The sequence below is a fragment of the Lactobacillus sp. A27 genome, from assembly GCF_016742815.1.
Lineage (GTDB): Bacteria > Bacillota > Bacilli > Lactobacillales > Lactobacillaceae > Lactobacillus > Lactobacillus gallinarum.
The window spans coordinates 1-21,179 of sequence record NZ_JAEHNT010000015.1; the positions used below are offsets into that span (position 1 = coordinate 1).

Annotated in this window: 27 protein-coding genes; 21 read left to right on the forward strand and 6 right to left on the reverse strand. The window is 37.2% G+C overall.

The window, feature by feature from the left end; translation table 11 throughout:
• The 9 genes from infB to lepA all read left to right on the forward strand — a co-directional run.
• Window positions 1-2,142, forward strand: a 2,142-nt coding sequence (gene infB, locus JEM49_RS02640) for a translation initiation factor IF-2 (RefSeq protein ID WP_201873504.1), incomplete at its 5' end; no start/stop codon positions are given.
• A gap of 19 nt (window positions 2,143-2,161) precedes the next feature.
• Window positions 2,162-2,527, forward strand: a complete 366-nt coding sequence (locus JEM49_RS02645; protein ID WP_025005941.1) for a ribosome-binding factor A — start codon at window positions 2,162-2,164, stop codon at window positions 2,525-2,527.
• Between the two features lie 50 nt (window positions 2,528-2,577).
• Window positions 2,578-3,471 carry a tRNA pseudouridine(55) synthase TruB gene (gene truB, locus JEM49_RS02650; protein ID WP_201873505.1) on the forward strand — a complete coding sequence of 298 codons (894 nt, stop codon included), beginning with the start codon at window positions 2,578-2,580 and terminating at the stop codon, window positions 3,469-3,471.
• A 5-nt stretch (window positions 3,472-3,476) separates the two neighbouring features.
• Window positions 3,477-4,439, forward strand: a complete 963-nt coding sequence (gene ribF, locus JEM49_RS02655) for a riboflavin biosynthesis protein RibF (protein WP_201873506.1) — start codon at window positions 3,477-3,479, stop codon at window positions 4,437-4,439.
• Between the two features lie 166 nt (window positions 4,440-4,605).
• A complete protein-coding gene (gene hrcA / locus JEM49_RS02660; protein WP_191451246.1) occupies window positions 4,606-5,655 on the forward strand; it encodes a heat-inducible transcriptional repressor HrcA in 1,050 nt (349 codons plus the stop codon).
• A gap of 15 nt (window positions 5,656-5,670) precedes the next feature.
• A complete protein-coding gene (grpE, locus tag JEM49_RS02665) occupies window positions 5,671-6,252 on the forward strand; it encodes a nucleotide exchange factor GrpE (protein ID WP_025005945.1) in 582 nt (193 codons plus the stop codon).
• 16 nt (window positions 6,253-6,268) lie between these two features.
• Window positions 6,269-8,128 (forward strand): molecular chaperone DnaK, encoded by a 1,860-nt coding sequence (dnaK, locus tag JEM49_RS02670; RefSeq protein ID WP_087176039.1) that lies wholly within the window; start codon window positions 6,269-6,271, stop codon window positions 8,126-8,128.
• A gap of 81 nt (window positions 8,129-8,209) precedes the next feature.
• Window positions 8,210-9,364 carry a molecular chaperone DnaJ gene (gene dnaJ / locus JEM49_RS02675; protein ID WP_025005946.1) on the forward strand — a complete coding sequence of 385 codons (1,155 nt, stop codon included), beginning with the start codon at window positions 8,210-8,212 and terminating at the stop codon, window positions 9,362-9,364.
• 106 nt (window positions 9,365-9,470) lie between these two features.
• Window positions 9,471-11,309: a translation elongation factor 4 gene (lepA, locus tag JEM49_RS02680; protein ID WP_201873513.1), complete on the forward strand. Its 1,839-nt coding sequence runs from the start codon at window positions 9,471-9,473 to the stop codon at window positions 11,307-11,309.
• A gap of 89 nt (window positions 11,310-11,398) precedes the next feature.
• Here the strand turns inward: lepA and JEM49_RS02685 are convergent, their stop codons facing one another.
• Window positions 11,399-12,598 carry a tyrosine-type recombinase/integrase gene (locus JEM49_RS02685; protein WP_201873514.1) on the reverse strand — a complete coding sequence of 400 codons (1,200 nt, stop codon included), beginning with the start codon at window positions 12,596-12,598 and terminating at the stop codon, window positions 11,399-11,401.
• Between the two features lie 422 nt (window positions 12,599-13,020).
• Here JEM49_RS02685 and JEM49_RS02690 point away from each other — a divergent pair, with 422 nt between their 5' ends.
• Window positions 13,021-13,668: a hypothetical protein gene (locus tag JEM49_RS02690; protein WP_201873515.1), complete on the forward strand. Its 648-nt coding sequence runs from the start codon at window positions 13,021-13,023 to the stop codon at window positions 13,666-13,668.
• On the opposite strand, the gene JEM49_RS02695 is transcribed toward JEM49_RS02690, so the two are convergent.
• From JEM49_RS02695 to JEM49_RS02715, 5 genes are all read right to left on the reverse strand, one after another.
• Window positions 13,665-14,213 carry a hypothetical protein gene (locus tag JEM49_RS02695; RefSeq protein ID WP_201873516.1) on the reverse strand — a complete coding sequence of 183 codons (549 nt, stop codon included), beginning with the start codon at window positions 14,211-14,213 and terminating at the stop codon, window positions 13,665-13,667. The genes JEM49_RS02690 and JEM49_RS02695 overlap by 4 nt on opposite strands.
• Window positions 14,214-14,259: 46 nt before the next feature.
• Window positions 14,260-15,075, reverse strand: coding sequence for a hypothetical protein (locus tag JEM49_RS02700; protein WP_201873518.1), 816 nt, complete (start codon window positions 15,073-15,075; stop codon window positions 14,260-14,262).
• A gap of 43 nt (window positions 15,076-15,118) precedes the next feature.
• Window positions 15,119-15,427, reverse strand: coding sequence for a hypothetical protein (locus tag JEM49_RS02705; RefSeq protein WP_242509736.1), 309 nt, complete (start codon window positions 15,425-15,427; stop codon window positions 15,119-15,121).
• Window positions 15,428-15,491: 64 nt separating this feature from the next.
• Window positions 15,492-15,929 carry an ImmA/IrrE family metallo-endopeptidase gene (locus JEM49_RS02710; protein WP_201873524.1) on the reverse strand — a complete coding sequence of 146 codons (438 nt, stop codon included), beginning with the start codon at window positions 15,927-15,929 and terminating at the stop codon, window positions 15,492-15,494.
• A gap of 6 nt (window positions 15,930-15,935) precedes the next feature.
• Window positions 15,936-16,289 (reverse strand): helix-turn-helix domain-containing protein, encoded by a 354-nt coding sequence (locus JEM49_RS02715; protein WP_201873526.1) that lies wholly within the window; start codon window positions 16,287-16,289, stop codon window positions 15,936-15,938.
• 147 nt (window positions 16,290-16,436) lie between these two features.
• Here JEM49_RS02715 and JEM49_RS02720 point away from each other — a divergent pair, with 147 nt between their 5' ends.
• The 11 genes from JEM49_RS02720 (at window position 16,437) to JEM49_RS02765 (ending at window position 21,153) form a co-directional block, all read left to right on the forward strand.
• The gene (locus JEM49_RS02720) at window positions 16,437-16,637 is read left to right on the forward strand and encodes a helix-turn-helix transcriptional regulator (protein WP_103662633.1); all 201 of its coding nucleotides are present in this window, start codon (window positions 16,437-16,439) and stop codon (window positions 16,635-16,637) included.
• 32 nt (window positions 16,638-16,669) lie between these two features.
• Complete coding sequence (locus tag JEM49_RS10655; RefSeq protein ID WP_274609060.1) at window positions 16,670-16,801, forward strand: hypothetical protein; 132 nt, start codon at window positions 16,670-16,672, stop codon at window positions 16,799-16,801.
• Window positions 16,802-16,817: 16 nt separating this feature from the next.
• On the forward strand, window positions 16,818-17,570 hold the full coding sequence (locus JEM49_RS02725; RefSeq protein ID WP_201873528.1) for a Rha family transcriptional regulator: 753 nt from the start codon (window positions 16,818-16,820) through the stop codon (window positions 17,568-17,570).
• Window positions 17,571-17,581: 11 nt separating this feature from the next.
• Window positions 17,582-17,821 (forward strand): hypothetical protein, encoded by a 240-nt coding sequence (locus JEM49_RS02730; protein WP_201873529.1) that lies wholly within the window; start codon window positions 17,582-17,584, stop codon window positions 17,819-17,821.
• A 147-nt stretch (window positions 17,822-17,968) separates the two neighbouring features.
• Complete coding sequence (locus tag JEM49_RS02735; protein ID WP_201873530.1) at window positions 17,969-18,256, forward strand: helix-turn-helix domain-containing protein; 288 nt, start codon at window positions 17,969-17,971, stop codon at window positions 18,254-18,256.
• A complete protein-coding gene (locus JEM49_RS02740) occupies window positions 18,257-18,505 on the forward strand; it encodes a hypothetical protein (protein ID WP_201873531.1) in 249 nt (82 codons plus the stop codon).
• A 2-nt stretch (window positions 18,506-18,507) separates the two neighbouring features.
• The gene (locus JEM49_RS02745; protein WP_201873537.1) at window positions 18,508-18,816 is read left to right on the forward strand and encodes a hypothetical protein; all 309 of its coding nucleotides are present in this window, start codon (window positions 18,508-18,510) and stop codon (window positions 18,814-18,816) included.
• Between the two features lie 7 nt (window positions 18,817-18,823).
• Window positions 18,824-19,003, forward strand: coding sequence for a hypothetical protein (locus JEM49_RS02750; protein ID WP_201873539.1), 180 nt, complete (start codon window positions 18,824-18,826; stop codon window positions 19,001-19,003).
• A 46-nt stretch (window positions 19,004-19,049) separates the two neighbouring features.
• A complete protein-coding gene (locus JEM49_RS02755) occupies window positions 19,050-19,547 on the forward strand; it encodes a siphovirus Gp157 family protein (RefSeq protein WP_201873540.1) in 498 nt (165 codons plus the stop codon).
• A gap of 11 nt (window positions 19,548-19,558) precedes the next feature.
• Complete coding sequence (locus tag JEM49_RS02760) at window positions 19,559-20,422, forward strand: Sak single strand annealing protein (RefSeq protein WP_201873541.1); 864 nt, start codon at window positions 19,559-19,561, stop codon at window positions 20,420-20,422.
• Window positions 20,423-20,424: 2 nt separating this feature from the next.
• Window positions 20,425-21,153: a hypothetical protein gene (locus JEM49_RS02765; RefSeq protein WP_201873542.1), complete on the forward strand. Its 729-nt coding sequence runs from the start codon at window positions 20,425-20,427 to the stop codon at window positions 21,151-21,153.
• Window positions 21,154-21,179 lie beyond the last annotated feature (26 nt).

A 21,179-nucleotide genomic window follows, 5' to 3' on the forward strand; every position in this document is an offset into this window, starting at 1 on the left:
AAAAAAGAACAACCAGTGAATAATAAGAAGAAAACTAACAAAGAAAACAATACTAAGAAGTCAGAATCAGTAGAGAAAAAAGTTATTGGTCCAAAGATTTTGAAACCATCTCCAGCACGTTTGAAGAAGAATCAACCTTCAACAAATGATAAGCCTGCAGTGAAGGTTTCTATTCCTGAGCCTCCTAAAGATGAAAAACGTGGCAATGGTCGCGGTAAGAATATGGGTAAGCCAGGACGTAAAGGTAAGAACCAATTCTTTAATAATCATAATGAACATTCTGATCGTTCAGAAAGAAAACGTCGTAAGAATAAGAAACGTCAACAAGAACAAAAGCCAAAGAAGCAACCTACTAAGCGTAAGGAACGTCCATTACCAGAAACTTTAATATATGAAGAAGGTATGAACGCTCAAGACATTGGTAAGTTGATTCACCGTGAACCAGCTGAAATTGTTAAGAAATTATTCATGCTTGGTGTGATGACTAACCAAAACCAATCTTTGGATAAGGATACCATCGAATTATTAGCAGCTGAATACGGTATTAATGCTAAGCAAAAGGTTCATGAAGATATTTCTGATATTGATACTCTTTATGACAAGAGAATGGAAGCTTCTAAGAAGTCTAAGAATCAAGTTAAGCGTCCACCTGTAGTTACTATTATGGGGCACGTTGACCATGGTAAAACTACTTTGCTTGACCGTTTGCGTCATACCCATGTTTCAGCTCATGAAGCTGGTGGTATTACCCAGAAGATCGGTGCTTACCAAGTTCGTCTTGATGACCGCTTGATTACTTTCCTAGATACTCCTGGACACGCAGCCTTCTCAAACATGCGTGCACGTGGTGCTGAAATTACTGATATTGTTGTCTTAGTTGTTGCAGCCGATGATGGTGTTATGCCACAGACTGTTGAAGCTATTGACCACGCTAAGAGCGCCAATGTTCCAATTATTGTAGCAATTAACAAGATGGATAAGCCAGGTGCTAACCCACAACACGTAACTGAAGAATTGATGAAATATAATTTAATTCCTGAAGATTACGGTGGTGACACCATCTTTGTAAATATCTCAGCTAAGACTGGTCAAAATGTTGATGATTTATTACAAATGATCTTGCTTCAAGCTGATGTGATGGAACTTAAGGCTAACCCAACAGAAATGGCAATTGGTACTGTAATTGAAGCTCGCTTATCACGTGGTCGTGGACCAGTAGCCGACGTTTTGATTCAACAAGGTACTTTAAATGTTGGTGATCCAATTGTTGTTGGTGATACTTTTGGCCGTGTTCGTACTATGACTAACGATCGTGGTCGTCAAGTTAAAAAGGCTACTCCATCTGAACCAGTTGAAATTACTGGTTTGAATGACGTTCCAGAATCAGCTGATAAATTAGTTGAATTTAAGGATGAAAAGACAGCACGTTCAGTTGGTGAAGCTAGAGCACAACAAGCTTTGCAAAAGTCTCGTGAAAATGTTCAACATGTCACTCTCGATAACCTCTTCGATACTATGAAGAAGGAGAATATGAAGGAAGTTGACATTGTCTTGAAGGCTGATGTTCAAGGTTCTGTTGAAGCTTTGCAACAATCTCTTGAAAAGATTGAAGTTGAAGGCGTTCGTGTTAACATCATTCACTCAGGTGTAGGTGCTATTAATGAGTCAGACGTAACCTTAGCCGGTGCTTCTAATGCATTTATCATTGGATTTAATGTTCGTCCAACTGCAACTGCTAAGAGTCAAGCTGAAACTGAAGGCGTCGACATTCGTTTGTACAGTATCATCTACAAGGCAATTGATGATGTGACTGCAGCCATGAAGGGTATGCTTGAACCAACTTACGAAGAAAAGGTTATCGGTAACCTTACTGTTCGTGAAACTTGGAAAGTATCTAAGGTTGGTACTATTGCTGGTTCCTTTGTTGATAAGGGATTGGTTAAGAATAACGCCAAAATTAGAGTTATTCGTGATGGTATTGTTAAATACGATGGTGAAATTGCTTCACTTAAGAGATTTAAAGATGATGCCAAAGAAGTTAAGCAAGGTAACGATTGTGGTTTAACTATCAAAGACTACAACGATATTAAAGTCGGCGACGAATTCGAAGTTTACGAAATGCAACAAGTTGAACCTAAGTAATAATTTTTAGGAGGCAAACATGAAGCATAGAATTGGTCGTGTTGAAGGAGAAATTCTTCGTGAATTAACCAAAATTTTACAAAAGAATATTCGTGATCCTCGTTTGAGTGAAGTAACTATCACTGCAGTGGAATGTACGAATGATCTTTCATATGCAACTGTTTACTATAGTCTTTTAACTGAAAATGCCGATAAGGAAAAAGAAGTTCAAGAAGGACTAGAAAAGGCTAAAGGTATGATGCGTCACTTATTAGGACAAACTTTAACCGTTTATAAAGTCCCTGAATTAATTTTTAAACGAGACAATTCAGTAAAATATGGTAGTAAAATTGACCGTTTAATTGCAGAAGTTAAAAAGCAAGATGCTGAACGGGCAAGTAAATAAAAAAAGCGCCGTTTAGGCGCTTTTTTCGTTTAGATAGAAAAGGATTATTTATGTTAAATGGAATTTTAGTTATCGATAAAGATAAAGGGATGACTAGTGCTGATGTAGTTTATCATTTACGCAAAGCTCTGCATATCCGAAAAATTGGACATGCGGGTACACTTGACCCCGAGGTAACAGGTGTATTACCTATTGCAATTGGACAAGCAACTAAACTGATTGAACTTATGCATACTAGACCTAAAGAATATATTGGTAGTGGTCTTTTTGGATATGCCACTGACAGTTATGATTCAACTGGCACAGTTTTGAAAAAGACCAAGTTAACCAAGGCATTTACTTCTGAAGATATTCAGAATCATATGAATGAGTTTTTAGGGGAAATAGAACAAGTACCACCAATTTACTCAGCCGTAAAGGTAAATGGTAAGCATTTATATGAGTATGCTAGAGAAGGTATTGAGGTAGAGCGACCAAAACGTAAAGTTGATATTTTACAATATGATTTAACCAATAAACCTACATTCAATGAAAAAGATGGACAAGAAGAATTTGATTTTAAAATTAAATGTAGTAAAGGTACATATGTTAGATCCTTAGTAAATGATTTGGGCGAGAAAATGAATTGCCCAGCAGTTATGACTTACTTAAGAAGAGTAGCTAGCTCAGGTTTTGATATTTCTCAGGCCGTTAAGTTAAGTGAAATTGAAGAGAATCCTGAAAAAGCTGCAGAATTGATTCAACCAATTGACGCTTTCTTTAAAGACTATCCTCAAATTGATCTAAGTGAAGGAAAATGGCTTAAAGTGAAAAATGGAGCAGGTATTTCGTTAGAAATAGATGCTAAAAAAGTCGCATTAAGGTACAATAAAAAAGTCAAGGCGATTTATGAGAATAAGGGAAAATTATATCGCCCAAGTTTAATGTTGATTCAAAATGAATAACTGAAATGAAGGGATTAGTTGTGAAAATCATTCATTTAACTTATCCAGTTAGCGAAAATATCATATCTTCAAAAACTATTCTAGCCTTAGGTTTTTTTGACGGCGTTCATTTAGGTCATCAACGCTTAATCAATAAAGCCAAAAAAATAGCTGATCAAAAGAAATTACCATTAGTAGTATTAACTTTTGATCGTCATCCGAAGGAAATTTATGCTGCCAAAAAAGACTTTAAGTATTTAGAAACTTTAGATGAAAAGGCAGATAAAATGGCAGAACTAGGTGTAGATTATCTAGCCGTAATGCCATTTACTAAAAAGTTTAGCGAGATAGATGCACAGAGTTTTGTAGATAATGTAATAATTAAACTCAATGCAGATACAGTAGTAGCTGGATTTGATTATACATATGGTCCTAAAGAGACTGCTAATATGAAGAATTTACCAAAATTTGCGAAGGATAGATTTGAAATTTTCGTTATGCCTAAGCAGATTTTTAATGGTAAAAAAATAGGTTCAACTGAAATTAGACAGGCAATTAGGGAAGGTAAGATGGAATTAGCTTTTCAATTAATGGGTCACCATTATGTGATGAGCGGGATCGTTGGTCATGGTAAAAGAAATGGCCATAAATTAGGCTTCCCAACAGCTAATTTAGTTTGGGCTAGTCATAAGGTAATTCCCAAAATAGGAGTATATGCCACTAAAACGCAGGTAGCTGGAAAGTGGTATGAATCTATGACTAGTGTCGGTTATAATATAACGATTGGCCAACCTGAACAAATTTTTATTGAATCATATATATTTAATTTTAAACAGGATATTTATGATCAGCCAATAAAAATTAAATGGTATAAATATACTAGAGGCGAAATTAAATTTAGCGGCCTTGAAGAATTGAAAAAACAATTAGAGAAAGACCAAATAGAAATTGAACATTATTTTGCACAAGAAGCACGAAGTAATGCGTAACGAGAAGCTGAAGAACTTAGCAATTTTGAACTAAGTTCTTCAGTTTTTATTTTTTGAAATAATTTGAAGAAATTTTAGCACTCCTCTTGTTTTTCTGCTAATTTATAGTATCATATTAATTGTTAGCACCTGAGAATTACGAGTGCTAAAAGTGAGGGCGATTATTATGTTGACCGAGCGTCAAGAGCTTATTTTAAAAACAATTATTACAGACTTCACACAAACGCATGAGCCTGTTGGCTCTAAGACGGTGATGAAGCAGTTACCAATTAAAGTATCAAGCGCTACTATTCGAAATGAAATGGCGGTCCTAGAAGATCAAGGCTTAATTGAGAAGACACACTCTTCTAGCGGAAGAATTCCGTCAAGTGATGGATATCGTTATTATCTTGATAATTTAGTTGAACCGCTTCAGTTGCCAGAGTCTGTTTATAACACGATTGGGACACAATTAGATCGACCTTTTCATCAGGTGAATGAAATCGTACAAGAAGCAGCACGCATTTTATCTGATTTAACTAATTACACTGCTTTTGCTGAAGGACCTGAGAGTAGGGATGTTAAAATTACAGGTTTTAGGATTGTTCCCCTGTCTTCTAGACAAGTGATGGCAATTCTAGTGACGAGTGATGGCAATGTCCAAAATCAAGTTTATGCTTTACCACATAATATTCATGGTGAAGAAATTGAAAAAGCGGTTCGAATGATTAATGACCAATTAGTTGACAAGAGTTTAAAGGAAATTAATGTTTCATTGCTAAGTGAACTTGCTAAAAACGAATTAGGTAGTGATCATGCTAACGAATTATTTAGCTTAGTTGAAGACGTGTTAAAAGATGCGGCTAGTGAGCAGATGTATGTTGATGGACAAATTAATCTATTGAACAATACAACTGAGAATAATGTAAATGATATACGTTCACTCTATGAATTAATTGATCGAGATAATTTGTTTTCTAATTTGATGAATATTAAGGCTGATCCTAAGACTGAAAAATACCCAGTTAAGGTAAAGTTAGGATCTGAATTGCCGAATGATTTATTAAAAAATTATAGTTTGCTGACAGCTGAATATAGTGTCGGCTCCCATGGTAAAGGAACAATAGCTTTACTTGGGCCAACAAATATGCCGTATTCTCAAATGATAGGGCTTCTAGAATACTTCAGAAATGAATTAGCCAAGAAGTTACTTGATTATTACGGTAAATTTCAATAATAGAGGAGGTTAGCCGTGAGTAAAGAAGAGTTTCCTAGTGAAAAGAATTTAGATGAAAAAGAAAATGCTTCAACACCTAAGGATGTTAAGAAAAAGGCAACTGAAGGTAAGGAAGCAAAAAATGATAAACATGATGAAAAATTAGCTAAAGAATTGGCTGATTTAAAAGATAAAAATAAGGAGCTTGAAGATAAGTATCTTCGTAGCGAAGCAGAAATTCAAAATATGCAAAATCGCTATTCAAAAGAAAGAGCTCAACTTATTAAGTATGAATCTCAAAGCTTAGCTAAAGATATTTTGCCTGCTGTAGACAATTTGGAGAGAGCTTTAAGCGTAGAAGCCGATGATGATGTTTCCAAGCAACTGAAGAAGGGCGTTAAGATGACGCTTGATTCATTAACTAAAGCATTGAAAGAACATGGCATCGTTGAGATTGAAGCTGAAGACGTAAAATTTGATCCGACATTGCATCAAGCTGTTCAAACTGTAGCAGCCGAAAATGATGATCAAAAAGATCACGTTGTTCAGGTTTTACAAAAAGGATATCAATATAAAGATCGGACACTAAGACCAGCAATGGTTGTAGTTGCTCAATAGGAGAGGAAGTTTATACATGTCAAAAGTTATTGGTATTGACCTCGGAACTACTAACTCAGCAGTTGCAGTTCTTGAAGGTAAAGAACCAAAGATTATTACTAACCCAGAAGGTAACCGTACTACTCCATCTGTAGTAGCTTTTAAAGATGGTGAAATTCAAGTTGGTGAAGTAGCTAAGCGTCAAGCTATTACTAACCCTAACACTATTGTTTCAATTAAGCGTCACATGGGTGAAGCAGATTACAAGGTTAAGGTTGGTGACAAGGAATACACACCACAAGAAATTTCTGCATTTATTTTACAATACATCAAGAAGTTCTCAGAAGATTACTTAGGTGAAAAGGTAACTGATGCAGTTATCACTGTTCCTGCTTACTTTAACGATGCACAACGTCAAGCTACTAAGGATGCTGGTAAGATCGCTGGGTTGAATGTACAAAGAATTATCAACGAACCTACTGCTTCAGCATTAGCCTTCGGTTTAAACAAAGACCAAGATGAAAAGGTCTTAGTTTACGACCTTGGTGGTGGTACTTTCGATGTTTCCGTTCTTCAATTAGGTGACGGTGTCTTCCAAGTATTATCAACTAACGGTGATACTCACCTTGGTGGTGATGACTTTGATAACCGTATCATGGATTGGTTGATCAAGAACTTTAAGGATGAAAATGGCGTTGACTTGTCTAAGGACAAGATGGCTATGCAACGTTTGAAGGATGCTGCTGAAAAGGCTAAGAAAGACTTGTCAGGTGTATCTTCAACTCACATTTCACTTCCATTCATTTCTGCTGGTGAAGCTGGTCCATTACACCTTGAAGCTGACCTTACCCGTGCTAAGTTTGACGAATTGACTAGTGACTTAGTTGAAAAGACTAAAGTACCATTTGACAATGCATTAAAGGATGCTGGTTTAACTGTAAACGATATCGATAAGGTTATCTTAAACGGTGGTTCAACCCGTATTCCTGCAGTTCAAAAGGCCGTTAAGGAATGGGCTGGTAAAGAACCTGACCACTCAATCAACCCTGACGAAGCTGTTGCCTTAGGTGCAGCTATCCAAGGTGGTGTTATTTCAGGTGACGTTAAGGACATCGTTTTGCTTGATGTTACTCCATTGTCACTTGGTATTGAAACCATGGGTGGTGTCTTCACTAAGTTAATTGACAGAAACACTACTATCCCAACTTCAAAGAGTCAAATTTTCTCAACTGCTGCAGATAACCAACCAGCAGTAGATGTCCACGTATTGCAAGGTGAACGTCCAATGGCTGCAGATGATAAGACCCTTGGTCGCTTTGAATTAACTGATATTCCACCAGCACCACGTGGTGTTCCACAAATTCAAGTTACCTTCGATATCGATAAGAACGGTATCGTAAACGTATCTGCTAAGGATATGGGTACTGGTAAGGAACAAAAGATTACTATTAAGAGTTCATCCGGTTTGTCAGATGAAGAAATCAAGCGTATGCAAAAAGACGCTGAAGAACATGCTGAAGAAGACAAGAAGCGTAAAGAAGAAGTTGATCTTAGAAATGAAGTTGATCAATTAATCTTTACTACTGATAAGACTTTGAAGGACACTAAGGATAAGCTTTCTGATAGTGACCGTAAGCCAGTTGAAGATGCTCTTGAAGCTTTGAAGAAGGCTCAAAAGGACAACAACTTGGACGAAATGAAGGAAAAGAAGGATGCTTTATCAAAGGCTGCACAAGATTTAGCAGTTAAGCTTTACCAACAAAACGGTGGAGCACAAGGTGCTGCAGGTCAAGCTGGCCCACAAGCCGGTCCTCAAGGTCCACAAAATGGCCCACAAGGTGGTAACAATGGTGGTGCCCAAGATGGTGAATTCCATAAGGTAGATCCAAACAAGTAATGGGTTTATAATTAAACAAAAGGAGAAAAGAACTACCCATTGAGTAGTTCTTTTCTTTTGAAAATATAAGGAGTTCAATTAATGGCACAAGAAGATTATTATAAAGTGCTTGGCGTAGATCGTAACGCCAGTGACCAAGAAATTAGTAAAGCATATAGAAAGTTAGCTAAAAAATATCACCCAGATTTGAACCATGAACCTGGTGCTGAAGAAAAATATAAACAAGTTAACGAAGCTTATGAAGTTTTGCATGATAAGCAAAAGCGTGCACAATATGATCAATTTGGCTCCGCTGGTGTAAATGGCCAAGGTGGTTTTGGTGGCGCTGGCCAAGGCTTTGGCGGTGCTGGATTTGATACTTCTGGATTTGGTGATTTTGGCGACATTTTTGGTGATATCTTTGGTCAAGGAAGACAACAAAGAGTAGATCCGACTGCTCCACAACGTGGTCAAGATTTAGACTATACTTTGACTATTGACTTTATGGATGCGATTAAAGGCAAGAAGACGCAAGTTAGCTATACTCGTAGTGAAACCTGTGGTACTTGTGGCGGCAATGGTTGTGAAAAAGGCACTCACCCAATTACCTGTGATAAATGTCACGGTACAGGTTATATGACTGTTACTCAGCAATCTATGTTAGGGATGATTCGTCGTCAAACCATCTGTGATAAATGTCATGGTCGCGGTGTAATCATTGAACACCCATGTAAGACTTGTGGTGGTAAAGGTACTGTTCAAGGAAAGAATACTATTGAAGTTGATATTCCAGCAGGTATTGATAATGGCCAACAACTTCGCTATCAAGGCCAAGGTGAGGCTGGTATAAACGGCGGACCTTACGGTGATTTGTATATTAATTACCGTATTAAACCATCTAAGATTTTCCAACGTCGTGGTCAAAACATTTATACTGATGTTCCAATTTCATTTGCTCAAGCTACATTAGGTGATGAAATTACTGTTAAAACTGTCCATGGTGATCAAAAATTAACTATTCCAGCTGGTACTCAACCAAATAAGAAGTTTACTCTTCGCGGACAGGGTGTACCATATCTTCGCGGAAATGGTAATGGTGATCAAATTATTACAATTAATATCGTGATTCCAAAGCATATCAATGAAAAGCAAAAGCAAGATTTGACTGACTTTGTTCATGATGGTGGCGGAGATATTACACCAAAAGAAAAAGGATTTTTTGAACGACTTAAAGACAAATTAAGTGGTGAAGATTAAGAAAAATGACATTGCATCAGGCAATGTCATTTTTGTATATCTATTCGTTTTATAAGATTAAGGACCTTTGCTATAATATTAAGGATAGTAAAGGGTGAATAAATTTATGGATTTAGAAAAATTAAAAGATTATCAAAAGCATATTCGTAATTTTGCCATAGTTGCCCATATTGACCATGGTAAATCTACGATCGCTGATAGAATTCTAGAATTAACTGATACAGTAAGTCAGCGCCAACTTAAAAATCAAATGCTTGATGACATGCCACTTGAACGTCAACGTGGTATTACTATTAAGATGAACTCCGTTGAAGTTAAATATCATGCTAAGGATGGAGAAGATTATATTTTCCACTTAATTGATACACCTGGGCACGTAGACTTCTCTTACGAAGTCTCAAGATCACTTGCAGCCTGTGAAGGTGCTTTAATGGTTGTTGATGCTTCTCAAGGTGTGCAAGCGCAGACTTTAGCCAATACTTATTTGGCTATTGATGATGACTTGGAAATTTTGCCTGTCATTAATAAGATTGACTTACCTTCAGCAGATATTCCTAAAACTAAGGAAGAAATAGAAGAAATGTTAGGCTTGGATGCTTCAGAAGCTGCCGAAGTTTCAGGTAAAACAGGCCAAGGCATCGAAGATATGCTGGAAAAGGTAGTAAAGGATATTTCTGCTCCATCTGGTAATATTACAGCACCACTTAAAGCCTTGATTTTTGACTCCAAGTACGATGATTATCGCGGTGTTGTTATGTCTGTCAAAATTGAAGACGGTGTAGTTAAGCCTGGCGATAAAATTAAGATTATGAACACCGGAAAGGAATATGAAGTAACCGAAGTAGGTGTTTCAAGTCCTCATCCAGTTAAGAAAGATCTTTTAATTGCTGGGGATGTAGGTTATATCACTGCCAATATTAAATCAGTTCGTGAAACTCGTGTTGGTGATACCATTACTGATGCAACTAATCCAACTGAGGAACCATTAGAAGGTTATCGTCAGATTCCACCGATGGTTTATTCCGGTATGTATCCAGTTGACAACCGAGATTACGATGATTTAAAGGAAGCTTTGCAAAAGTTGCAGTTAAATGATGCTGCTTTGGAATTTGAACCTGAAACTTCAACTGCCTTAGGTTTTGGATTCCGTTGTGGTTTCTTAGGTTTGCTTCATATGGATGTTGTGCAAGAACGACTTGAGCAAGAATTTGATCTAGGGTTAATCATGACTGCTCCAAGTGTTGACTACCACGCAATTATGAATGATGGATCTACTAAGGTAATTGATAATCCATCTGATTTACCAGATGCTGGTGAATATCAAGAAGTACAAGAACCTTATGTTAAAGCAGAAATCATGGTACCGAATGATTTCGTTGGCCCAGTAATGGAATTGTGCCAACGCAAACGTGGTGAATTTGTTACTATGGACTACCTTGATAAGTATCGGGTTAATGTAATTTACAATATGCCATTAGCTGAAATTATCTTTGACTTCTTTGATGATTTGAAGTCTTCAACTAAGGGGTATGCTTCTCTTGACTATGAAATTACCGGATATCGTTCAACTGATTTGGTTAAGATTGATATCTTGCTTAATAAAGAGCCAATCGATGCTTTGAGTTTCATTGCTCATAGATCTGAAGCACAAGACCGTGCACGTCAAATGACTTCTATGCTTAAGAAGTTAATTCCACGTCAAAACTTTGAAGTTGATATTCAAGGTGCGATTGGTGCTAAGATTATTTCGCGTGCAACCATTAAGCCATATCGTAAAGATGTTACTTGGAAGATCCATACCGGTGACCCAGACCGTCGTGCCAAGCTTTTGGAAAAACAGAAGCGTGGTAAGAAACGAATGAAGGCAGTTGGTAGGGTAGAAGTGCCACAAGACGCCTTTATGGCTGTACTTAAGATGAATGACGATGATATCAAAGGTAAATAAGATTTGAACTGACGCAGGAATACCAAGGGATTTGGCTATTCTTGCCTTTTTATTTACGTAATTTACGTAAAATCTACGTAAAACATACTTTAAAAGTTCAAATTATTGATTGATCCTTTAATATCCTTCTTCTGTTTCTCGGTTACGTGGGTATAAATTTCCATTGCTGTTTTAGATGTCTTGTGGCCTAAAACGTATTGAACGTCCTTAGGTGTAATTCTACTATGGCCATCGTAAAGCAGTGTGGCGAGGGTATGACGCAATCCATGAGGGGTTATCTTGCGAAGGGGCTTCTTTTTATCATTAGGATGTTCTTCGTTCCATTTCTCGCAGCGCCTTTCGTCAAACTTATAAAGATATTTAATCCATAAATCGGTCTGCTGTGCCCAATTAAAGCTCCCTGACTTAGTAGGAAACACCCATTCAAAGTTAATTTCTTTATCGTTGCAGTCTTGCTTATATTCTTGCAAGATTTGATACAAGTTATCAGACATAGGGACCATATGATGCACACCATTTTTTACATCATCAATTGTTTTTTTGCCGTCGGAATCTTTTGCGACAGTCCGCTGGATCATGACAGTTTTTCGGTCAAAGTCAATATCGGACCATTTAAGTGCCAATGCTTCACCACGTCTACATCCTAGGGATGCTACTGTGAGGAAAAAAGTATATTTCATCAGATTGTAGTCTTTTGCCACTTCTAGAAAATGCTTTAATTCGTCTAACTCATAGTAATTATGTGATGTGTCCCGTTTTTGCTTTGCTGACCGTTTAGGCATCAGTACAAAGTCGAAGGGATCATTTTCGCACCAGTGACGGAAAATAGCGTATCTGATAAGCCTGTGTAACTGATTAGCAATAGATTTGTAAGTAGTATATTTAGAAGCAAGCGAGTTTACATAATTTTGGATATGATCAGGAGAAATCTCATCAATGTAATTATTACCAAATTCAGGCTGTGTCTGATTTCTCCATGTGTCCTTAAACCGACTGAGGGTAGAGCCACGAACTTCAAGTTTCATGTTATCTAACCAGATGCTGTAAACTTCTTCAACCGTTTTACGTTTACTGCTGATTTCTAACTTATTTGCTACGGCTGCAGGACCTTGAGCTTTAAGCTTATTTCTAAGCAATTCGGCTTCCTTACGAGATTTTAACTTACTACGAGTTACTTTAATTGGTTTACCAGTTTCAGGATTAGTACCGACATAAGTTTTCAACCTAAAGTAAGTTTGGCCATTTTGTAGGGTATATTGAGTTATTTCTGGGTCTTTTCTTCTAGGCATAATTTTCACCTCCTTTCTAGTGAAACTAATGTTCTAATAACTTTAAAATATAAGCCTGTTTACTCGAAAGAGTAGGCAGGCTCTTTTTTGTTGTTTTTAATGATGCGCGCTCGGCACGAGCGCGCATGGGGCGCCCGCGTGATAGATTACTTCTTGTTGATTTCATGAATCAAAAGAAGTAATATGATTAATGTAAGATTTATATCGTTCATGTTTTTCACCTCCGAGTGAAAGACAACGCAACTTGTTGCGTTAAAATGAGGAGAGTGTAAAAACATGAGTGAGCGGGCGCCCCAAGAGCTTTAACTCAAAGGGATGCTTGTTTAAAGAAGGTACTGTAAAAGGTATCTTCTTTTTTATTTGGCGGGATGCATCATTTGCTGGTATGATTAAATTAATTAATTATACGAACGGGTGATCAAATGACAAAAACTTTTTATGAAATAATGGCAGCTCTTTTAACTGTCGGTGGTGTTGGAATAATCAATTACATAATTGCTGAACAATTGAGTGCAATAGATACTACTCAAAATGGTAGCAATAGAGAAAAAGCATTAGCTCTTGTCTTTACTATGTTTGACTATTTCTTATATTTACTAATGAAATTACTGTATGGTTTTCATCTAAAGGGCATACCATTACTAATAGCTACTTGTGTTTCAACAGCACTAATTTCATTAGTCATATCTTTTCTAGCTTCAAAATGGATTAACAAGAAATTCTATGACTTAATTAATTTTGTACGTGGTAAAAATAATATGTCTTTTAGGAGATCAGCTACTAATTGGCAAAGTTCATTAAAAACTAATAAGAATCAGTGGCAAAAAGTTTATTTGTATGATTTCGATCATCATCCGCTGGGCTTTGGATGGCGAGTTGGAATTTCAAATGATAAAGAAAGCAATTATTCTATAAGTTTTCAGCCTGCTTATGATGAGGGAAAGCAGCCAACTTTTGAAGAAATAACTCAAAAAATTCAAAAGGATAATTTAGCTAATAAATATGACATATTGCAATATGTAAATTTCCAGCAAAAATTTATTGTTATTATTGCTAATTTAAAAGATTAATCTTTTTTATCTGTATCCCTTTCTTCATTAAATTCTTTATCCTGATGTTTCTTTATTTCATCTCGTGAGTGAGAAGCAAGCCAGTCCTCATTATCAAATCGAAGAGCCTTCCGTGATGGTTCTTCCTTTTTTATTTTTTCATTAGTTTGAGAATTAGTACTTTGAGGTTTACGTTCGATAATAGTTCTAAAGAATGAGAATTTCTCAATTTGCTCTTGAGGTGGAATATCACTGTGTTTTGCACCTAAAGACAAATTAATATTGATTGGGCCTTGGAAACTATTATCGAGTTCAAAATAAATATTTAATATATGTTTGCCTTCTTTTATCATTTCTTGGATAGGGATATTATCATATTCAACTCTCTTACCAATATTCCATTGAATAAAAAAATCTCCATCCTTTGCCTGTGAAATTAATAGTTCATCAGAAATATAGATAGCTGTTTTTATAAAAGCTGCTTCGCCTTGATGTAAAGTGTAGCGTCTGTCACCATTTCCATTTGTTATCTCAAAGTAGAGTAGACGTGGTAAATTTTCATTCATAATACGCATCCTTTCTGCCGCCTTCGGGCGGCTTTTTTAGTTTGCCCTAAATATTTACGCTTTCACTAGTAAAGGTCTTCTTTTGCCCGTATAAGTCTTCAATGGTAAAACTTGAAGCATTAACGAAAGCATCATCTAATGAAAATGAAACGATGAATGTTCTTGTTTGGCCATATGAAATAGTTTTGCCACCAGCTTTTATAGCGTCTTGATATTGAGGCAATTTTTCGAGATCGGCTGCAATGATTGTGCGGTCTCCACTTTGATAGTCGTTATATGATTTACCTGCAGGATAAAGGTAGAAGTTTTTGTTGAAATAATTATCAGCTACACGAGGAGTAGTGCTGTTGTATTTGAGCGTAATATTTAAAAGAAGGTAACCGGCATTGGTGAAACCTAAATTTCTATTGATTTTAGTAAGACCATTAACGGTTATCTTTGAGCCATCATCTACTGTATAAGTATTTCCACTCCAATGAGGATCGTGATAGTCATCTGTATACTCACTTACTGTATGACGCTTATGGTATTCTTTCATCCAGTTACTAGATTTCTTTTCGCTAACATACCAGTAACGGCTCCCAGCTTTTGCAGGCAAAACCCAGCCTTTAAATTCTCCTGCGGCACGTACTTTAATTACTTTACCTTTTTTAAATGTTTTGTGGCCTTTTACATATCTACGCTTTAAAGCATCAAAGCGTCTAAACGTGGTCTTTTTTGTTACCTTAACTTTTCTAGTCTTATTCCAGAAAGAAGAGTTAATTGAATGAACTGCGGCGGAAGCAGACGAGGTACTTACCGCGCCAATCCCACCAGACAGCATTACAGCTGATAAAGCAACCATCAAGTATTTATGTTTCATTATCTATATCCTTTCCGCCGCCTTCGGGCGGCTTTTATTTTGCTTAGAAGAAAGTAACTCCAATAAATCCACCAACTATAAAGACAACGATAAAAAATAGGATAACTTTAACCCATTCATCAGCTGATAGATCATCTGACTGTTCTGCTTTGCTACTTTTAATGGAACTTAATCCACCAGTTGTAGTTTTATGATAAATAGAATTTTTAATACTTCTTTCCGGATCTTTTATAAAGCCAGCGCCTTTTTTGCCATAGAACGGATTGGTTGCGCGCTTTACGGAGCGATTAATTCTGCCTGTAGTTCTAGCACTAAAAGACTTTTTCGCAGAAGGTTTTCGAAATCCTGTCATGTTGTATTCCTCCATAATAGATATTTTTGCCATAGGTTTATAGTCGCTGGTGTGATGGACTATGTTATGCAATGTCAGCAAGCAGGTAGTAGCATTCCTGAGGAATGGCAAAACTTCTAGCAAACTGATAAATACTACTAAAATTAAATTCATTTTCAATGCAGTATTTTTGCAGCAATTTAATAGCAAAAACATTTTCTTGTGCTTCGCCACTGCGTTTAGTGTCGTCATTTAGATTGAAATATGCTTCGTATTCGTGCAGAACATGTCCTATCTCATGGGCTAGAAGAAAAGGCGTTTGAGTTGGAAATGGCCAATTGGCATTCATGATGATTAACTTTCCAGGTTCGTTATAGCTGACAGAAGGGGCATATGCTGGAAGTCTATTAGTAAATTCGACACCAATATGACAATCAAACATAGCGTAATTCATAAGGTATTGCATTAGTTTGTCGTAGTTTTTACGAGTTTCTAATGACATGTCTTCAATAGAATTGTTCATATAGATCTACTCTTTATCATTTAGCATTTCAGGATGACGTTTGAAATAGCCTTTAGCTATATCTGCATAAGTGCTTTTTAATTCGTCAGGTAATTTGCCACCGTAGGGCATCGGCATGTCCAGATCTGACCATGTAAGAGCTGTATCAGAATTTGGGGCTTGACCATTGACACCCGCTAAATAGTCAAAACTAACATTAAGCTTTTGAGCTAAGGTTTTTAGTGTCTCGATTGATGGCTCATTTCTCCCTAATTCCCAGCCGGATACAGTTGTTGATTTAACATTTAGAAGTTCTGCTAATTCTTTTTGAGTATAGTGTTTATTAGTTCGTGCGTTTTTAATACGCTCAGCTAGATTCATAGGATTACCTCCTTACGCGTATCAACTAGATTTCTATACTTTGAGTATAGAACATTTACACAAAAAAACTATAAAAATAGTTAAAAAGTGTTGCATAAGTACGAATCGTGTACTATACTTTATGTGTAATCGAAAGGAGGTAAAGATATGAAATTCACAGTTAAGCAAGCACGTGAGTATCGAAATTTAACTCAACGTGAAGCGGCTAAGCAACTGGGAATAGCCTTAGCAACCTATCAAGGCTACGAATGGGGCGATGTGGAAATGAGAATCGGTATGGCAAAACGATTCGCTAAAATGGTCGAAATACCATTAGATCAACTTATTTTTTACTCTAAAACTAGTTGATACGTGTAGTTGAAAAGAAAGGATGCATCTTTGTGAGTAAAAAGTTAGTCAAAAGCATTAGTGAATTAGATGACTTACAAAGTCTAATCTCAGATGCATTAATCCAAACAATGGACTTAAAAAAGACATTACAAAAGATTAATGACTTTGAGTTCACTAAGTAAGAAAGAGAGAAAGCAAATGGAACTATTAAATTTTGAAGGTCAATCTGTTTTAGACAGCAGAGATGTTGCAAAGATGATTGGAAAGCAGCATTCAAATCTTATGCGAGATATTCATTGCTATATCAGGGATATTAAGCCCAATTCAAATTTGAATCCGGCAGATTTCTTTATTCCGTCAACTTACACGGACAAAAACAATCAAGTTCGTCCTTGCTACCTACTACCTCGTTTAGGTTGCGAGTTCGTAGCTAATAAGTTAACGGGCAAGAAAGGCAATCAGTTTACAGCCCAATATGTGAGCCTATTTAACTCAATGAAGGAACAGATCAGTAATCCGGTTGAGCAAGCATTAAAGAGTTTTCCCATTCCAAGAACAATGGGCGAGGCTTTACGACTGGCAGCAGATGAAGCGGATCAATTAGCAAGGCAAAAGCCAAAGGTTGATTACTACGATTCTCAAATGAGAAATCCTGGATTAATGACAACCACGGAAATTGCAAAAGATTTCGGTTGGTCAGCATCCAAGCTTAACAAGTGGCTCGAAGCTCACCACATCATTTACAAACAAGGCGATCACTGGGTGCTCTACCAAAGATATGCCGGTCAAGGTTATACACAATATGAGCCATATGCTTACAAGAATTACAAGGGCAGAGGCATTCATAACAATCTCAAGTGGACACAAAAAGGTCGCAAGTTTATCTACGACAAGTTAGCAGAGCATGACATCCACCCAACGTTAGAACAGATAGAACTGTTAGGAGATTAGGAGGTTTAATCATGAAGATCTTAGACAAACTGTTAGATAAACTGTTTTGCACGGAATATTCGCCATTGGTGGAGCAAGGCTATCAAGTAGTTAAAAAATATGACCCTAGCGCCACCAAGCGGCAAGTCTACAAAGTGATGGTTAAAAGTAAGCTGATTGATAAAGAAGGCAATCCAACTGATTTTGCAATCAAAAATGGCTACATTGCTGTTGAGGATGATCCAGAAAGCAACAAGGAGAAGCAACTATGAAACTTAAAGACATGTCAATTCACGAGCTATGGGAACTGAGAGCGAAGCTGCTACGTGCTCGCATACATGAGCGTGACTTTGACCGCAATCAAAGATTGATTGCAATGTCTGATCAAGTCGCAGAAGAAATAGGAAGGAGAATTCACTATGACACTCTTCAACGTTTCAGCATTAAAGCAAATGGTAAACAAATGGGTCCACGAAGCGGTCATTCAAGAACTTGCTAAACGTGGCAACACCTTAACGCAAAAAATGTTTAACCGCAAGGACGCAGCTAAATATCTGGGTGTGTCTGGCTCTTATATCGATAAGCTTGTTAAAACCGGCCAGTTAGATCCGACTTTACCTGGAGATGGATTAACTAAATTTTATTTGCGTGAAGACCTAGATGCGTATGCAGAACACGGTAAGGATTATTTAAAGAAGGTGAGTTAAATGAGTGAAGAAGAGTTCGAAAGAGAGTACGGCAAAACCAAGCTGGACCATGTGCTTAGTTACATCGTTATCTATTTCATGAAAGCATTGGAATTCTTATTAATCGTAGCTACACCAGCCGGAATCTTGTATCAGGTCTGCCTATATGGTGAGAAAAATCCAGACCAGGTAGTTTCGCTGTTAGTTGTACTAATGATTACTGTTTCAGCATATGGAATTAAATTATTTAGAAAAGTAAGAGGTAAGTAAAGATGAGTAAGACAACTATTAAGGATATTGAACCATTTTTAGACGCTATAAAAGCCGGTGAAGTTGATAGCTTCGTAATCAGTTGGAGCAATCCAAAGGGGACTAGAAAGACAGGTAACTCACGCTCCATCATGTCAGGTAGTCCAGCTATTCTAGCTAGATTAATAGGAATCTGCTTTGAAAATTTATCTAATGCATTGATTAGCGATGGGCTTGATCCAAAGAAAGTACAAGCGTTTCTGTTAAGTGCATTGAACCAAAAAAGTGAGACTGTCAAAGCATTTATCCAAATGATGAATAAGGAGGACTAATGAAGACATGGAACAGACTTATAAACGCACTGTATCAAGTGGACAAACCAATAAGCTTGAAGACTACCAACAAAATTGCCTTGCTAATAGCAATGCTGTTCACGCTACTAGTGGCGCTTTTGCTGAACTTTCAGCCAATGTTAAGCGTCTATTAGGTTTAAGTACAAAAAAAGCCCTTTACTGCTAGCACAGTAAAAGGCTCAAAACAAAGATTCTAAAGGAGATTATAACATATGAATGTATTTGAATATAACAAAAATATTTTAGAACTTAAGGAAAAAGTAGACAAGGGAGAGCTTACCGAAGCCCAAGTTAAGGACACACTCGAAAGCTTAGAAATTCCTCGTAATGAAAAATTAGACAATATCGCTAACTGGATCGAAGACAACGATCGAGACAGTGAGTGGGCCGCTGAAAAGGCTAAGGAATGGGAACAATATAGCAAGTCATTAAAGAAACATAGCAAGAACTTAATGGAATTCTTGACCCAAGCTATTGATGATACCGGATATAAGCAGATCAAGACCAAGAACCACGTCTTAAAACCTAGAAACTACACGCCTATCACTGTAATCGATAGCAAGGAAAAGCTTCCTAGGGAATTTATTAAGGTAACCCAGCCAGATCCCGTTGAAAAAGCTGATAAGAAGGCTATTTATCAAGCGCTTAAGGCTGGTGAAGAGGTTCCAGGTGCACACCTGAAAGAAAATCGTAAAACCACGATTTTATAGAGGTGACAGTAATGACCGAGAAAAAGAAGAAAAGCATCTATGAGACACTTTCTCAAATTGATGTCTCAAAGCTCCTTGAACATATTCCACGAACAAGTAAAAAGACCGGAAAGACTGTATATTTAGACTACCTTAGCTGGCCAAAAGCTTGGGGCTTAGTTAAAGCAATATATCCGGATGCTGATTATAAAATTCGCGAGTATGAGAACTGGGTTAAAACCCCCACAGGCTTTCAACAAGCTGGCACGTTAGATTATCGAAAAACATCAGTGGGATGCGAAGTAGAAGTCACAGCGATTATTGAGGGGCACGAGTATACGCAGAAGCTATATGTCATGGATAGGTTCAACAAGCCTGTTATGAATCCAAACATTAAAGATATTAATAAAACCCAGATGCGCTGCTTGGTTAAAGCACTAGCATTGGCTGGATTAGGGCTGGATGTGTACGCTGGGGAAGATTTACCAAGCACAGAAGAAGAAACAACAAAGAAGCCGTCAAAGCAATCTCAAACAAGCAAACCTACACAAAAGAAACAGCAAAGTAAGGTTAAGCCAAATTACAAGCAACTTACTGACAAACAATTGCAGGAGTACACGGTTATGTATAGACCAGATGCTGATTCTGAACCAATGGAATTCAAGCTCTCGACTATCTATACCTTGGCTATGTCAGGCGATGAAATGGCACAAAGCTGGCTTCACACTATGATCAAGAAGCTTAATATGCCAGAAGGCCAAGCTACCGCTCAATTTTGTAAAAGCAAGTATGCTGCTCAAATCAAAAATGAGATAGAAAAGAAGAAGGCAGTTGAGAAAATTAAAGAAGCGGCAGAAGATCCAAACGAAGAAACAACTGAAAAAATGGGGGCTTAAAAATGGCTATATATCGCGAGAAAAGAAAACAGCGCTTCACTGTTATTGATAATCAGCCCTTACAGGATGCTAATTTATCAAACAAAGCATTAGGGCTTCTAGTCAGAATGCTTTCGTTTCCTGATGATTGGAAATTTTATGAAAAAGACCTTGAAAAGCGTTGTAACAAAGACGGTCGTGATGCTATTCATAACCAATTGCTTGAATTACAAAAAGCTGGCTATGTGACTAAGGTTCGTAACCGTAGCAAAGACGGTAAATTCGCACAAACTGATTTAATTGTTCATGAGCAACCGCAACCTGAAAAGGAGCCTAAACCGGAACCCAAACCCGACCCGTCTACGGGAAACCCGTTAACGGTAAATCCGTCTACGGAAAAACCGTTAACGGATAACCCGCATCTACAAAATACTAATATAACTAAATACTCAACTAACAAAAAACTAAATAAATCTTCTTCTTCTAGTTCCTCCTCAGTAGAGGATCCATTTAAGCCAACAGCAAAAACCAAGGAAGAAGAAGATCAAAAAATAAGTGAGTTAATTGAATGGTTTATTGAGCGGACAAACGTGATACTTACTAACCCACAATATAACCAGATCAATAAGAAGCTGCACTCTATGTCACTGGCTAATGCTACCGATCTAATGCACCAAGTAGTTGATGCAATGACGTCCGGCATACGTGATCCGGCGGCATATCTGATTAAGTCGCTTATGAATGCTAGTTAGGAGGCTCGCTATGCAAGCATCAGAAA